Source organism: Streptomyces sp. CWNU-52B, assembly GCF_047444975.1.
Classification (GTDB): Bacteria; Actinomycetota; Actinomycetes; order Streptomycetales; family Streptomycetaceae; genus Streptomyces.
The window spans coordinates 115,354-129,247 of record NZ_JBLFJV010000047.1 but is presented as its reverse complement, the minus strand read 5'-3'; the positions used below and the strand labels follow the sequence as shown (position 1 = coordinate 129,247).

Here is a 13,894-nt window from a genome sequence, read left to right as displayed (position 1 = left end):
GGGGTCACCTCCTTTCAGGCGAGTTGGGCGACGATCGCGCCGGCGAGGTCTTCCGGGACGCCGAGGCGAGCGCGCAGGGTCGCGGTGTCGATGTCGGAGCCGGTACGGGTGCGGTGCTCGGTGGCGACCTTGCGCGCGTGGTCGACCAGCGCCGGAGGCACGGCAGGTGCCGGGACCTGTGGCAGGGCCGGGACAAGTTCCGGGGCGGGAACCTCGGAGGCCGGGTCGGTCACGTCGAGGCGGTCGACCACCGGCACGGTCCGAGGCTCAGACGCAGGCTTCGGGCCCGGCGGGGAAGCGTCCGGGGTGTGAGCAAGCAGGGTGCCGCCGAGGAAGGCGAGCGCGGGCCACCCGGCCACGAGGATGCGTAGCCAGGACGGGACGTGTTCGAGGTCGAGGAGCCCGGCGGTGGCGATGTTCGCGCCGAGCGAGGCGACCAGGGCAACCAGGAACCAGAACCAGGCGAGCTTGGAACGTTCGGTGCGCAGCCGGCGCCACACGGCGACAAGGAGCAGGTCGACAGAGACCGGGTAGGCCCATGCCTTCCAGCCGGTCTGTCCGGCAGCGGCAGCCAGGTCGTGCAGGTGGGCGAAGGACAGCGCGCCGGCGATCACGGCTTGGACGAGTACAGCGTCAATGCGGATCGAGCGAGACACGGTCTTCACCTCCCTTCGCGGGGTCGAGCCGAGGAGCGGCCGAGGACGGTCCGGCCGCCGGGTCTCGGCGGTTCAGTCGTCGGCGGGGGCCTCACCGGATCCCCAGCAGGTCAGGCACACGGCCGCCTGCCGGTGATCGGTGGCACGTCCCTTGCGAGCGCCGACCCGGACAGTTTCAGCGGTCTCCCCCGTGCCCTTGCAGTCCGAGCACACAACCGGCTCGGGCTTCGGCTTGGGCTTGGTGATACGACGTGCAGCCATGAGGGATCTCCTGCCAGGTCAGGGCGTCTTCTGCGGGGGCACGCGCGGCGGGACCGTGGGCTTCGGCGGCACGAGGCGGTTGACCGGCCGGAACGGGGCCAGGAACGGCAGCTCCGGGGTGAGGTGTGCGAACTGTCGACAGACGGCCGCCGCCTCGTCCGGAGTGGTCATCGGGGTACGGATACGGGACCAGCCACCCGAGGTGTCACCGGCCACCGCGACGCCGGGACGGTCGACCCGGATCGAGGTCGCGGCCACGACCGCCTCAGAGGAGATGTCGGACAGCCCCATCTCCGCCGTGGCCTTGTCGTTGACGCGATGGACCACACGGCCGGTGAGCTGAGCCCGCAACGCCGTGGCGCCCCTGCCGAGGTCGGAGCCGAAGCGCTGCCCGCAGACCTCCAGATGAATGCCAACCGCACGAGCCATCTGGCCAAGCCGCACCAGTTGCATGACCGTGTGATCGCGCGCCGCCTCTTCCTTCTTGGAGGTCACGAAGAACAGCTCCGCCACCTCGTCGATCAGGACGACCAGCGGCACCGGCCGCAGTTCCTCGGGCAGCTCCCACACGTCCGAGACGCCGTAGAGCGCGAGGAGATCGAAGCGTTCACCCATCTCCAGCACCAGCGCGTCTATCAGACGGCCGGCCGCGTCCGCATCGGTGACCAGAGCCGACAGACGCGGCGCGTACCGGCCATGTTCGACGCCCCGCTTGCAGTCGATCCCGATCAACCCAACCGGCAGCTTGGCGAGCCCCTTGACCAAGTTGCGCTGATACATGGACTTGCCCGAGGAGTTCGCGCCCAGGGTCAGCGCCATCGGAACCGCGCGGTAGTCCCGCTCGAACACCGAGCCGTCTTCCCGCACCGCGACCGGCACGACCAGATCCCGGGGCTGAGCCTTGCGAGGGAGACGGACCCGACGCAGCACGTCATAGCCCGTCATCCGAAGTTCGACATACCCCGGCTTGATCTCCGCGACGGTCACCGACTGCACACCGAAGGCGTGACGCAGACGCTCCGAGGACGCGGCCACGTCCGCAGGCTCCAGACCGGCAGGCAGCCGCAGGGAGATACGCAGACCGGTCGAGGTACCCCAGACCCGGCGGACCTTCGGCGGGAGAGGCCGCACCTCACGGCGAGCCAGGTTGCGCGTCATGAACGCACGGAACCCCGCTGGCTGCACAGTCAGCCCGCAGACCTCCATCGTCGAGCGGTAGGACCAGGTGAACCGGGACCAGGTCACCGGCAGGCCGACCAGCGACCAGTACACGCGAGGAGCGCGGACCTTCGCGTAGCCGAGCCCACCGGCGCCGGCCGCAGCGCCGCCCAGCTCCAACCAGGTAGCGACATCAGCCATGGTCAGGCACCAACCGGCATGATCGAGACCGCACGGAACGAGATCCCGTGACGCTTCTGCCCGTTGAACTCGTTCTCCCAGTCACGCGCCTTCAGGCCGACCACCCGCACGATCGCACCCGGCTGAAGACCCTCCGGGAAGCCCGTCTCCGGCACGGTGACCTTGTAGAGGTTGCCCTCCCCCTCGTCCGAGATCACCAGGCCCACCGTGGACAGACCCGCACCGGAATCCCGGTCCACCGCCCGCTCACCCGTGCGCTTGTCGACGAGCTTCGGCTCCGGGGCAGTCGCCACGATCACGATCGCGGTCTGAAGGTCGATTTTGAACGACGGCATGCTTACTCCAGGACAGATCAGAGTTAGGTCCCTTGGACCTCTTGCTCAACTTGTTGGTACAAGCCGACTCCTGAAGATTGACGCATACACGGTGAGACGTCAAGCACTTCTGCGCTACATGTACCTACAAGTTGGCTTGGTGCGTCATGATGGGGTCATGAGTAGGCAGTCGAAATACCAACAGGTGGCCGACGCGTTGCGTCGCGAGATCGACAACGGCACGTATGCACCCGGGGCTCGACTGCCGTCGGAGGCCGAGTTGGCCGCCCGGTTCGATGCGTCCCGGAACACCGTCCGCTCAGGGTTGGGCGTGCTGGTGAGTCAGGGGCTCGTCACGTCGAGTCAGGGTCTGGGGTACGAGGTGCGCAAGCACGAGGTGTTCCAGTTGAACGCCTCTCGCTTCGAGAACCTGACGTTCCCCCAGAACGGCGACGCGTACTCAACCGACGTGACGAACGCCGGCCGCCGCCCTCACCAGACGTTTCGCGTGGAGGTGACGACGACTTCGGACTACATCGCCGAACGGTTGAAGGTCGAGCCGGGTACGCGGTCAGTGCTCCGCTTCTGCCATCGCTTCGTGGATGACGTGCCGTGGTCGACGCAGGCAACGCACTACCCGGACTGGCTTGTCCAGGACGCGCCCCGGCTGACCGACCCGGGCGACATAGAGGAAGGCACGACCCGCTATCTCGCCGGTGTAGGCATCGAGCAGCTCGGATACGCGGACGAGATCTCTACTCGCATGCCCACCCCGGACGAGGCGCGCCTCCTGGAGATCAGCCCTGGTGTCCCAGTCCTGCTCTGGACGCGAACGGGGTACACGGCCGAACGCCCCGTACGGTGCACAGTCACAACCTTCCGAGGCGACCTGAACCGCATGAACTACGAGATCGGCGACCTGTCGGCCCGGGGGGAGGACGAAGTCAAGTGAAGATCACCAGTGCCATACCTGCCGACCTCGACCAGTTGCTGAACTTCCGGAAGGAAGCGGCGGGTTGGATCAGCGAGCTCGGTAGCGACCAGTGGAGTCGCCCGTACCCCGCAGACCGCCTCTTGGCCACGATCGAGACCGGGACCGTCTTCATGCTGAGGGACGAGGGGCGCACCGCCGGCACGGTCACCCTGACCCCGGAGGCCGAGGAGGGGCTGTGGTCCGTGGGGGAACTCGGCGATCCCTCCATGTTCGTCAACAAGTTGACGGTGGCGCGCGACTACGCAGGCCGTAACCTCGGCGGCATGCTGCTTGATTGGGCCGGTGATCGCGCGTACCACGCGGGCGCGAAGTGGCTACGACTCGACGCCTGGACCAGCAACGAGCGGCTACAGCGGTACTACCTGGAGCAAGGGTTCCAGCATGTGAGGACCGTCCTCGAAGGCAGCGCCGTCAACGGTGGGCCGCGTGTCTCAGGTTGGCTTGCCCAACGTTCCACCCGGCCAGCGGCTATCGACCTCATCGACGAGACATCAGCCCCCGAGCCGCTACGCGCCTGAGCTGTTACAGGTTTCTCTACCTCATCAAGTCCGGCTGCGCTCCGCTCCGCCGGGCGCGCTCCCGGCTCTGGCCGCGCCCGCGCTCCTGCCTTCGGCCCGCTCGGCGCTGCCGCCGCCGACGCGCGCCCACGCGTGGATAGGCCGGCGATGAGTTGATCACCATGCAGCACGTTACGGTCAGGACATGCCTCCGGCGGGGGATCGGCCGGCACCGGGGCAGAGGGGCGCCGTCGCCGACCGCGGGCAAGTTGTGGCGTGCGTAGAGAGCTTCCATCCCGTCCACCGCCGACCCAGGCAGAGCCGAGCAGACGCGGCCCAGGGGCGTCAAGGTCGTTCGTACAGTGGCGCGCTCCACCTTGACGCCCCTGAACCACGCCTGCTCCACGGTGTGTGGGTCGACGGCGGACGGGATGGAAGCTTGGGTAAGTGGTGGCAGAGGAAGGGGCTCATCTAACGGGTTGTCAGTGGTGACATCTACCCTTACGGCATGCGCAAAGGTGCGATCAGCCGAGACGGTGTCCTGCAAGCCATGGCGGAGTATGACCAGTTGGGCCGCGACCGGTTTTTGTCCGAGTATGGGTACGAGCCGGCGACCGGCTACTTCCTCGTCCACGAGGACCGGACATACGACTCGAAGGCCATCGCCGGAGTGGCCCATAAGTTTGATCAAGGCCGAGCGCTAAAGCCAGACGAGCTGAGCGGGGGACGGTCACACGCCGCCAGGTGGCTCGCTCGACTCGGCTTCCATATCCGTGCGTCCCGGAGCCCCGACTGGACCCGCGACGAGATCATCCTTGCCTGCGATCTGGCGATGGCCAACGGATGGAAGCGACTGGAGTTCGACGACTCACGAGTGATCGAGCTGTCCGCGCTGCTCCAGACCATGCCGATCCATCCTGAAGAACTACGTAATGAGCTGTTCCGGAACCCCAATGGCGTAGCCCGCAAAACGGTAGATATCACATCCCGGCACCCGGACTACCGGGGGAAGCCCACGAACGGCAACGTGCTCGATGTCGAAGTCATGAACGACTTCCTCGCCCGGCCAATCGAGATGGCGAAGGTAGCCCAGCAGATCCGGGATGGCCTCAACACAGGCGAGCTTCAGGACCTACCCCCGGAGCCAGGAGAAGACGACTACAGCGCGCCGGAGGGAAGGTTGCTGATCCGCCGCCACAAGACCCGGGAGCGGGACAAAGGGCTACGCAAGCGAAAGATCGATGCCGTCTTGCGCCAGGGCCGCCGGCTCAACTGCGAGGCATGCGGGTTCGACTTCGAGGCGACCTACGGCCCGCGGGGTGCCGGATACATCGAGTGCCATCACGTCGTGCCTCTCCACGAGGCCGGTGAGGGGCGAACAAAGCTCAGCGATCTTGCTCTGATCTGCGCCAACTGCCACCGAATGATCCACCGTAGCGCCCCATGGCCGACACCCGGCGAACTTCGAGACCTCATTCGGCAGACGGAGACCCGGAGCGAAGCGCGAATTCCTGCACAACAGGAGCCCGAACCAAGCCGATCATGACTGGTGACGGTCAGCGGCCCGCCGCCAGCAGGCACCAGATGCGGCGACGGGCCCGCGGCCGTCCACCTCGGGGGTGGCGTGACGGCCGCACCTGTCGCACGCGTGTCTTCAGCACTGCGAGCGGCAGGGGTTCGGCGGTCAGGCGACGGCCGGCAGCAGGGACAAGTCACCCGCCACGGATAGCGCCAAGGTTCTCGAAGTGATCAACAAGGGCGTTCACGGAGCGAGCGAGCCGCTGGACGTGCGCGACCTGCCTGGGCAACGCGGAGGCAGGATCGGCACGGAGCCTCATCCTGGCCTCGCCGATGCAGGCCAGCGCGCAGGCCCGGGGGATGTCACACTCGGGCAGACGAAGCGCCGCAGTCTCGACCTCGGGAATCAACAGCATGAGGTGCCCGCGGAGCTGGAGCGTGACCGTGTCGACCTCCTCATCTGATGGCAGCTCAGCGTTTTCGCCGAGGAGCTGACGAGCAGCGTCGCGCATCACGGCGATGTCCAGCGACAGCCTCATGTTCCTGTGGGTGGCTCTCTCGGCCGTGACGGACGGCTCGCCAGTACGGTGATCCACGTCGGCTCCACTCCAGTCGGCCACCCCCCGAGCCCGGACAGGTGGAGGGCATTCCATGCGTGTATGAGCAGCCTAGACCTAGCTAGCTAGGGTAGCTAGGCGAGTCAGGCAATCTCGTCTCGCTGATGGAGCTTAGGCCGCCTAGCTTCGGATCATGGACTGGAAGCCGGATATCCCGCGTTGGAAGCAGGTCTACGGGGTCATTGAGCAGCGCATCACCGCCGGCGAGTACCCGCCTGGCAGCCAGCTCCCGGGCGTCCTCGCGATCCAAGGTGAATTCGGTATCGCACAGATGACGGCCCGACGTGTACTCACCGAGCTCCGAGACGCCGGACTGGCGCAGATGCAACCAGGCATCGGAACGTTCGTCACCGAGTTGCCCAAGTCATAGGTACCGCTGCCGGTATGACCGTCGACGACCGATCTATCCAGAGCCACGGATCGGAGGGTGCCCGTGCCCCTCGCGTGCCCGTTCGGCCGGGAACTGACGGGGAACCACGGTTACTGGCGGACAGCGCACACGAGAACGGCCCCCGACCGATCTACCTGGTCGGGGGCCGTTCACCTGCGGTGGGTGTGGGATTTGAACCCACGGTCACATCGCTGCGACGACGGTTTTCAAGACCGTTCCCTTAGGCCGCTCGGGCAACCCACCCCGCGCCGCTGAGAGATCGGCGCGGGGACAAGACTAACCGGTCAGCTGTCGCCCTCGCGCTGGCCCAGGGTGACTTCGGCCGTTCGCTGCTTGCCGTCGCGGGTGTAGGAGAGCTTGACGGTGTCGCCGGGCTGGTGGGTCCAGATCTCGCCGATGAGGGTGGGGCCGCTGTCGATCACCCGGTCGTCGAGCTTGGTGATGACGTCGCCGGGCTTCAGGCCGGCCTTGGCGGCGGGGCCGTTGGGCGTGACCGCGTCGGAGCCGCTCGCGCCCTCCTCGGTGATCTTCGCGCCGCCCGTGCCCTCCTCCAGGGAGACGGAGGCACCGATGACCGGGTAGACGGGCTTGCCGGTCTTGATGAGCTGCTGGGCGACGATCTTCGCCTGGTTGATCGGGATCGCGAAGCCCAGACCGATCGAGCCCGACTGGCTCGTACCGCCCAGGCCGCCGCTCGTGGACTGGATCGCGGAGTTGATGCCGATCACCGCGCCCTTGGCGTCCAGGAGCGGGCCGCCGGAGTTGCCCGGGTTGATCGAGGCGTCGGTCTGCAGGGCGCTCATGTACGAGGCCTTGCTGCTGGAGCTGCCGTCGCTGGAGGCCACCGGGCGGTTCTTGGCGCTGATGATGCCCGTGGTCACCGTGTTCGAGAGGCCGAAGGGAGCCCCGATCGCGATGGTCGAGTCGCCGACGGCGATCCTGTCCGAGTTGCCGAGCGACAGCGGCTTGAGGTTGTCCGGCGCGTTCTTGAGCTTGATGACCGCGACGTCGTACCCCTGGGCGTGGCCGACCACCTCGGCTTCGTACTTCTTGCCGTTCGAGAACGTGGCCGACAGCTTGCCGCTGTCGACCGCCTCGGCCACCACGTGGTTGTTGGTGAGGATGTGGCCCTGCCTGTCGAAGACGAAGCCGGTGCCCGTACCGCCCTCGCCGTTGCTGCCCTCGGCCTCGATGGTGACCGTGCTCGGCAGCGCCGTGGCGGCCACGCTCGCCACCGTGCCCGCATCACGCTTGAGGTCGCCGCCGCTCTCGGACGCGGAGACCGTCGTAGAACCGGAGGAGTCGTCGTTGCGGTCCGCCGCCCAGTAGCCGATGCCACCGCCCACGCCGCCCGCGATCAGCGCCGCCGCGAGGACCCCGGCGACCAGACCACCGCGTCCGCCGGACTTCGGCTTGGGAGCGGGCTGCTGGTACGAGGAGCCCCAGGCGTCCCCGGAACCGCCTTCACCCCCGCCTCCGTACGGACCAGAGCCGCCCGGGCCTCCCGCGTACGGGCCGGGGCCGCCCGCGTCCGCGTACGACGGTGTGGCCTGCGGAGGCGGCGGCCAGGCGCCCGCCTCGGGAGCCGGCGCGGCGCCCTGCGGAGCCCCTGGAGGCACCGGGGGCAACGTGGCCGTCGGCGCGTCGCCCTGGAAGGGGCCCGGCCCCTGGGGGTGCGCCGTACTGCCCTGGTGAGGGCTCGCAGGACCCGCGGGACCCTCAGGACCCGCTCCCGGCGAAACCGCCTGCTCCGGCGACTCGGAAGCAGCGGGAGTGTCCACCGGCACGGGAGGTGCAGACGGGGCCGGGGGTACTGCAGTGCCCTCGTTCTCGGTGCTCACAGCTCTTCCTCTCGATCCGCGGCTGTTCAGTCAATTCATATCCGGTCACGTTCAGTCGTGTGTGTTCAAGACTTCACTCACGCATGTTCGGGAACCGGCACGATTCAGCTGTGCATGTGCTTTTGTATGCCGTCAGCTTTTCCCACGGGACGTCAGGGCGCCATAAGCGGCACCTGTGACTCCGAGATCTTTACTTATATAGGACAGGTCTGACAAAACCATCGCATGCCCCGCGTCGCCGACCGCACACCCACCCGTCCGCGATGGCACCATGACGCGGTGACCCACGCACGACAGCACCAGCCCCAGGTCGTCGCCCACCGCGGGGCCTCCGAAGAGGCCCCCGAGCACACCCTGGCCGCGTACGAGAAGGCGATCGAGGACGGGGCCGACGCCCTTGAGTGCGATGTACGGCTGACCGCGGACGGGCATCTCGTCTGCGTCCACGACCGCCGCGTCAACCGCACCTCCAACGGCCGCGGTGCCGTCTCGGCCCTGGAACTCTCCGATCTCGCCGCCCTGGATTTCGGTTCCTGGAAGAACCGCGACGAGGCGCCCGACTGGGAACAGCAGCAGCCCCCCTCATGGGAGCAGCAGTCGGTCCTCACCCTGGAACGCCTGCTCGAACTCGTGGCCGACGCCGGCCGTCCGGTACGGCTCGCCATCGAGACGAAGCACCCCACGCGCTGGGCCGGCCAGGTCGAGGAGCGACTGCTGGTCCTCCTGAAGCGCTTCGGCCTCGACGCACCGCCCTCTCCCGCCGAGTCACCGGTACGCGTCATGAGTTTCTCGGCGCGCTCACTGCAGCGCGTCCACGCCGCGTCCCCGACCCTGCCGACGGTCTACCTGATGCAGTTCGTCTCGCCCCGGCTGCGGGACGGACGGCTGCCCCCGGGCGTCCGGATCGCCGGTCCCGCCCTGCGGATCGCGCGCAACCACCCGGCGTACATCGAGCGCCTGCAGCGGGCCGGCCACCAGGTTCACGTATGGACGGTGAACGACACGCAGGATGTCGATCTCTGCGTCGGGCTGGGTGTCGACGCCATCATCACCAACCGCCCCCGCGCGGTGCTGCACCAGCTGGGCCGCTGAGACGCATCCGCTGAACCACGCCTCTCAGCCCCCTCGGTCCCCCCGCAGGTAACGCGCGTTTCGCCCCCGAATGCCGGGTTTAGGCCAAACCATCGAGTTCCAGCCACTCGACTACAGGGAGTGCTCCGGCGCGTTCGTTCCGTATTCGATCGTTACGAGTGCGTCACCGCACGTGCGTTGGCCGGTTTCCGGTCCAGCCCTGGAGGGCATCCACACCGTGGCGTGGGACAAAGGAGGTCTCGGGGGTGGCGTTGGTGGTGGCACAGGAGGTGCCCACGTCGTCGAGCATGGCCGTATCTCATGGCCCTGCCGGCGTGGGAGAAGCAAGACACCGGATGCGGGATCAACTGCGCACCGGCGGCGTGGCGGAGACAGTCATCGACGACGCCGTACTGATCCTTTCCGAACTGCTGAGCAACGCGTGCAGGCACGGCAGGCCACTGGGTGACGCGTTGGCCGGAGACGGTGACGTCCGGGCCGCATGGCGGGTCGAGCGGACCGGCAGGCTGACCGTCGAGGTGACGGACGGCGGCGGTCCGACCCGTCCGGTTCCGGCCACACCGTCGGTCACCGCGCACGGCGGTCGCGGGCTGAACATCATCACGGCCCTGGCCGACGACTGGGGCGTCCGGGACGACACCCGCGGTGAGGTCACGGTGTGGGTGGTCGTACACAAGGACGCCTGCGCCGCGCGCCGCCGCGACGACTTCACCGCACGGGTCGCGGCCCCCTCGGTGTCCGCGATGCCCGACCTGAACTTCAGCGACGCCTTCGACGGCCTGGACTGAGACGGACCGCGGCGCCGCACCGACGCAGACACCGGCAGCAGCATCGGCACCGGCACTGGTACCGGCAGCAGCGCGCAGGACCGGCGGTCGATGGGAAAGGGCCGAAGGCGACGGCCAAGTTCGCGGTCCAGGCCGTGGTCCAGGTCTCGGGCCAGGTCGCGGGCCAGGCTGTGGTCTGGGGCGAAGGCGACGGAAGCACCGGTTCCGGGACGAACCGCAGCGCCGTCCCCGGTACGGCCCGGCACGTTGTCCACAGGGTCCCGTGGGTCCTCGTACGAGCGGCTAGGCTCGCGCCCGTACGAGTCGAGCCGTAACCGGGAGACAGCCACAATGGCCAAGAAGCGACCCCAGACGAAGGCCAAGCAGCCGCAGCCGCAGAATGGGGCCCGCGCCGCCGTCGCTGACGGACCTGTGCCGGTTGTCGGAGCGCGCGAGCCCTGCCCCTGTGGCAGCGGCCGCCGCTACAAGGCCTGTCACGGACGCGCCGCCGCCCACGCGGTGACCGAACTGGTGCAGCGCCCCTTCGAGGGCCTGCCGAGCGAAGGCGACTGGATCGCGCTGCGCGAGCTGGTGCCCGCGGCCACCGTCGAGCTGCACCTGAAGGACGCCCTCCCGGAGGGTGTCCCGTCGGTCACGCTCGCGACGGTGCTGCCGATGGCATGGCCGGCCCTGCGCCGCGACGACGGCTCGGTCCTCATCGGCCTGCAGAACGACACGGCGTCCGGCGACATCAGCCGCGACCTCGCCGACACCCTCCAGCGCGCGCTCACCGCGGACCCGGGCACTCCGGTCCAGGGCCGCCGCGCCCCGAGCGACGGGCCACGGCTGCAGGACCTCCTCGACCCTGAAGGCGCGTTCGAGCCAGTTGTGCACGCGGGCTTCGAATTCTGGGTTCCGGACGCTCAGAACGCGACCACGGAGGTGACCGCCTCCCTGGAGCGCGCCAACGCCGCCGCCATCCCGACGGTGAAGCTCACCGGCGTCGACGCGGCGTACTGGTGCGAGACCCCCGACAAGAACCACCTGCGCTGGGTCATGCCGCACCCCGAGGAGCAGCTTCTGGACGCGCTCGCGCGACTGCACGCGGCCGGCGGTTCGAGCCTCGGGGAGGGCACCCGTCTGGTCGGCTCCTTCCGGGCTCACGGCCTCACCGTGCCGGTCTGGGACCTGCCGACGGGCGTCACGGCCCAGGACGTCGAGAAGCCCGCGTCCGAGTTCGCCGAGAGGCTCGCGGCGGCGCTGGCCACGGACGCGCCGCTCACCGCGGACGAGCGCCGGGCCCGCGGCGGCCTCACCAACCGCCAGGTCACCCTCAGCTGACGCCCGCCGGACCCCCTTGTCCCGGCTGACCGACCGGTCAGCCGGTCGACAGGTGTCCGGAGTGGGTGACTCCTGTCACAACTCCCCGTCGTGACAAGCGAATCGGTGTCTGAATAGCCGAGATCGAATTTGCGAACCGCCGATCTCTTGTTACCGTTCGAGTAGCCCGGTTGCTGGTGCATCCCCCGTCGCCAGCAACCGGGTCTTTTCATGTGCGGATGCGGGACCGCCGTCGGCGAAGTCCTCAACGCGCTTTCTGCGCAGGTGAGTTGCTCCCTGAGCGCAACAGCAGCGGCCCGTCGGCACCCTTCGCGAACTCGGCGATCGCGGTGTACGCCGACACATCGCCGGACGTTCGCTCCCGCGGTGTCTCACACACCTCCGGCTCGTCGCCGGCGCCCACGGCGCAGTGCATCCGCACCGTGCGGCCGCCGGGCGCCATGAGCGCCAGGACGGCCGTGAGATCGTCACCGGTCGCGTTGCGGTAATAGGTACGCGCCCAGGTCTCCCGTCCCTGCGTCAGGACGCAGGTCTGTGCCTCGACGCCCTCGGGAGAGACGAGCTCGGGTCCGCACCGGGCAGCCGTGGCGAGCCCCACACCCAGCGTCCGGGGACGCTCGGCCCCGTCGGGACGCGACCCGCGCCCGTCCTCGGGCGCCCCACCGTCGACACCACCGGAGCCGTCAGAGCCGCCGGCGGACCGCCCGTCCGAGACCCGCCCCACGGACGAGGACCGCTCCACGAAGGCCGCGCGGGCGGAAGCACGTTCGGATCTGGAGTCGGAGATGGAGCCGGACACGGAGTCTGACGTGGAACCGGACCTGGAATCGGACGTGAACGCGGTTTCGGATTCGGCCCCGGTTTCGGACGCGGGCGTGGAGGCGGACACGGAGGCAGGGGCCCCGCCGCCCACCTGCCCCGCGGAGGCCGCCGCCAGCGGCAGCGCGACCGTGAGGACGACGATGCCTGTCAGCACCGTCAGGCGGACACGTCGGGGGTCCGGGTCCGGGCCCGGACGGACACTTCGGGAGTCCAGGGGCCGTCCCCCGGATTGGCGCAGCATGAAAGGGACGATAACGAGCGAGGGCGGGCGCGCGGCGAGCCGCGCGCCCGATTCCCCTACAACTCGGGGGCGCTCACACCCGTACGAGTGAGCGCCTCCACCACCGCGTCCACCACGGCCTCCACGTCGGGCACCCAGGGGGCGGCCGAGCCGGGCAGCGGAGCACGTTCCCAGCGGATCCCGCCCTGGCCGGTCTCGGACGGAGGCAGGGCCACGTAGCCGCCCTCGCCGTGGAAGCGCAGCGAGCCCGGCACGAAGTCCTTGGCGTAGAGCAGCTCACCCAGCTGCTCCAGGGAGTACGGCTTCACGAGCAGCGCCCAGCGCGTCGGGGACGCGATCACGGGGCCCAGGCGCATCCCCATGTGGTCGAGCGCCGCGAGCGCACGCGCCGCTGCCGGCGCCGGCAGGCTCACCGCGCACGGGGCCTTTCCTCCGGTGGCGAGGATGATCGGGGCCGTCGGCCGGTTCGTCCACCACCAGCGCGCCATGCGCTCGTCGGTGGTGGCCGCCAGCAGACCTGGGTCGAAGGGATGGGCACCTGGCACCGTGCACTCGGGGTCCGGACACCCGCATCGGGCCCGCCCCTGCGGGTCCGGGGCCACGCCCGGGAGTACGGGCCACTGCCAAGCGGTCGCGAAGGTCAGGGCCGCGCTGAGCATCTCAGGCCTTCCGTCGTTTCGCCGGGACCGGAGCCTGCGTCGCCTTCCGAGGATCTCGCGCATATGCGCTCGTTCCTTTCCGTTGAACGCCGAGGAACCACATCACACCATGTGACGATCTCTGCACTGTGCGTACCTACTGGCGCATCACACCCTCGTCGGAGACAAGGGGAACCCCTATGGGTTGAGCGTTGGGCTGCGTCCGCGTGTCCATACTGCGTCTGGCCAAAGCACGGGCATGGCGTGGGGTGGCGGCGCCTGGCGTTTGCTGTCCCGCGTACTTCTCGCCGCCTCCGCCACGGGAGGATGGGGCACGGTCGTCGGTGGTTAAGACGCCCGGGTCCGTCGCCAGGTTCCGGGAGGATCCCAACCACACCTGGCCTTCACCGAGTACGTACCCATCACGACCGCTGTGACGCTCTGTGGAGCAAGGCCAGTCGACCGCAGTACACCGTGACTCGAGTCAGTTTTAAGCCAACTTTACTCTTCCGCAGCAGCCTCACGGACACCAGTAATCCCAGCAG

15 protein-coding genes and 1 tRNA gene are annotated in these 13,894 nt (G+C 68.7%); 7 read left to right on the top strand and 9 right to left on the bottom strand.

Annotated features, from left to right (window positions below; all coding sequences use genetic code 11):
* Positions 1-14: 14 nt before the first annotated feature.
* The 4 genes from ACLVWQ_RS31855 to ACLVWQ_RS31840 form a co-directional block, all read right to left on the bottom strand.
* Positions 15-656, bottom strand: a complete 642-nt coding sequence (locus ACLVWQ_RS31855) for a DUF2637 domain-containing protein (protein WP_414112701.1) — start codon at positions 654-656, stop codon at positions 15-17.
* A gap of 72 nt (positions 657-728) precedes the next feature.
* Positions 729-917, bottom strand: a complete 189-nt coding sequence (locus ACLVWQ_RS31850) for a hypothetical protein (protein WP_414112700.1) — start codon at positions 915-917, stop codon at positions 729-731.
* Between the two features lie 18 nt (positions 918-935).
* Positions 936-2,276 carry an FtsK/SpoIIIE domain-containing protein gene (locus ACLVWQ_RS31845; RefSeq protein WP_414112699.1) on the bottom strand — a complete coding sequence of 447 codons (1,341 nt, stop codon included), beginning with the start codon at positions 2,274-2,276 and terminating at the stop codon, positions 936-938.
* Positions 2,277-2,278: 2 nt separating this feature from the next.
* Complete coding sequence (locus ACLVWQ_RS31840; RefSeq protein WP_414112698.1) at positions 2,279-2,611, bottom strand: hypothetical protein; 333 nt, start codon at positions 2,609-2,611, stop codon at positions 2,279-2,281.
* 157 nt (positions 2,612-2,768) lie between these two features.
* On the opposite strand from ACLVWQ_RS31840, the gene ACLVWQ_RS31835 reads away from it, so the two are divergent.
* From ACLVWQ_RS31835 to ACLVWQ_RS31825, 3 genes are all read left to right on the top strand, one after another.
* Positions 2,769-3,542, top strand: a complete 774-nt coding sequence (locus ACLVWQ_RS31835; RefSeq protein WP_414112697.1) for a GntR family transcriptional regulator — start codon at positions 2,769-2,771, stop codon at positions 3,540-3,542.
* Positions 3,539-4,102, top strand: a complete 564-nt coding sequence (locus ACLVWQ_RS31830) for a GNAT family N-acetyltransferase (protein ID WP_414112696.1) — start codon at positions 3,539-3,541, stop codon at positions 4,100-4,102. Before ACLVWQ_RS31835 ends, ACLVWQ_RS31830 begins: the two co-directional genes overlap by 4 nt.
* A 487-nt stretch (positions 4,103-4,589) precedes the next feature.
* Positions 4,590-5,627: an HNH endonuclease gene (locus ACLVWQ_RS31825; protein WP_414112695.1), complete on the top strand. Its 1,038-nt coding sequence runs from the start codon at positions 4,590-4,592 to the stop codon at positions 5,625-5,627.
* Positions 5,628-5,793: 166 nt separating this feature from the next.
* Here ACLVWQ_RS31825 and ACLVWQ_RS31820 read toward each other — a convergent pair whose 3' ends face one another.
* A complete protein-coding gene (locus tag ACLVWQ_RS31820) occupies positions 5,794-6,195 on the bottom strand; it encodes a DUF6415 family natural product biosynthesis protein (RefSeq protein WP_414112694.1) in 402 nt (133 codons plus the stop codon).
* A gap of 154 nt (positions 6,196-6,349) precedes the next feature.
* On the opposite strand from ACLVWQ_RS31820, the gene ACLVWQ_RS31815 reads away from it, so the two are divergent.
* Positions 6,350-6,586, top strand: a complete 237-nt coding sequence (locus ACLVWQ_RS31815; protein ID WP_414112693.1) for a GntR family transcriptional regulator — start codon at positions 6,350-6,352, stop codon at positions 6,584-6,586.
* 177 nt (positions 6,587-6,763) lie between these two features.
* On the opposite strand, the gene ACLVWQ_RS31810 is transcribed toward ACLVWQ_RS31815, so the two are convergent.
* Both ACLVWQ_RS31810 and ACLVWQ_RS31805 read right to left on the bottom strand, forming a co-directional pair.
* Positions 6,764-6,850: transfer RNA gene (locus tag ACLVWQ_RS31810), tRNA-Ser, on the bottom strand.
* A gap of 41 nt (positions 6,851-6,891) precedes the next feature.
* Positions 6,892-8,448, bottom strand: a complete 1,557-nt coding sequence (locus ACLVWQ_RS31805; protein ID WP_414112692.1) for a S1C family serine protease — start codon at positions 8,446-8,448, stop codon at positions 6,892-6,894.
* Between the two features lie 279 nt (positions 8,449-8,727).
* Here ACLVWQ_RS31805 and ACLVWQ_RS31800 point away from each other — a divergent pair, with 279 nt between their 5' ends.
* The 3 genes from ACLVWQ_RS31800 (at position 8,728) to ACLVWQ_RS31790 (ending at position 11,648) form a co-directional block, all read left to right on the top strand.
* The gene (locus tag ACLVWQ_RS31800; RefSeq protein ID WP_414112691.1) at positions 8,728-9,540 is read left to right on the top strand and encodes a glycerophosphodiester phosphodiesterase; all 813 of its coding nucleotides are present in this window, start codon (positions 8,728-8,730) and stop codon (positions 9,538-9,540) included.
* 158 nt (positions 9,541-9,698) lie between these two features.
* Positions 9,699-10,328: an ATP-binding protein gene (locus ACLVWQ_RS31795; RefSeq protein WP_414112690.1), complete on the top strand. Its 630-nt coding sequence runs from the start codon at positions 9,699-9,701 to the stop codon at positions 10,326-10,328.
* Positions 10,329-10,658: 330 nt separating this feature from the next.
* Positions 10,659-11,648 carry a DUF5926 family protein gene (locus ACLVWQ_RS31790; protein ID WP_414112689.1) on the top strand — a complete coding sequence of 330 codons (990 nt, stop codon included), beginning with the start codon at positions 10,659-10,661 and terminating at the stop codon, positions 11,646-11,648.
* 244 nt (positions 11,649-11,892) lie between these two features.
* Here the strand turns inward: ACLVWQ_RS31790 and ACLVWQ_RS31785 are convergent, their stop codons facing one another.
* On the bottom strand, positions 11,893-12,711 hold the full coding sequence (locus ACLVWQ_RS31785) for a hypothetical protein (RefSeq protein WP_414112688.1): 819 nt from the start codon (positions 12,709-12,711) through the stop codon (positions 11,893-11,895).
* Between the two features lie 56 nt (positions 12,712-12,767).
* Entirely contained in the window at positions 12,768-13,433 is a 666-nt protein-coding gene (locus ACLVWQ_RS31780; RefSeq protein ID WP_414112687.1) for a bifunctional DNA primase/polymerase, read from the bottom strand.
* Positions 13,434-13,894: the final 461 nt, after the last annotated feature.

What these genes read in the sequence shown, in the direction of transcription:
- ACLVWQ_RS31815 (WP_414112693.1), top strand. Translation starts at nt 6,350, where the DNA reads ATGGACTGGAAGCCGGATATCCCGCGTTGGAAGCAGGTCTACGGGGTC.
- ACLVWQ_RS31790 (WP_414112689.1), top strand. Translation starts at nt 10,659, where the DNA reads ATGGCCAAGAAGCGACCCCAGACGAAGGCCAAGCAGCCGCAGCCGCAG.
- ACLVWQ_RS31825 (WP_414112695.1), top strand. Translation starts at nt 4,590, where the DNA reads ATGCGCAAAGGTGCGATCAGCCGAGACGGTGTCCTGCAAGCCATGGCG.
- ACLVWQ_RS31835 (WP_414112697.1), top strand. Translation starts at nt 2,769, where the DNA reads ATGAGTAGGCAGTCGAAATACCAACAGGTGGCCGACGCGTTGCGTCGC.
- ACLVWQ_RS31845 (WP_414112699.1), bottom strand. Translation starts at nt 2,276, where the DNA reads ATGGCTGATGTCGCTACCTGGTTGGAGCTGGGCGGCGCTGCGGCCGGC.
- ACLVWQ_RS31785 (WP_414112688.1), bottom strand. Translation starts at nt 12,711, where the DNA reads ATGCTGCGCCAATCCGGGGGACGGCCCCTGGACTCCCGAAGTGTCCGT.
- ACLVWQ_RS31780 (WP_414112687.1), bottom strand. Translation starts at nt 13,433, where the DNA reads ATGCGCGAGATCCTCGGAAGGCGACGCAGGCTCCGGTCCCGGCGAAAC.
- ACLVWQ_RS31840 (WP_414112698.1), bottom strand. Translation starts at nt 2,611, where the DNA reads ATGCCGTCGTTCAAAATCGACCTTCAGACCGCGATCGTGATCGTGGCG.
- ACLVWQ_RS31850 (WP_414112700.1), bottom strand. Translation starts at nt 917, where the DNA reads ATGGCTGCACGTCGTATCACCAAGCCCAAGCCGAAGCCCGAGCCGGTT.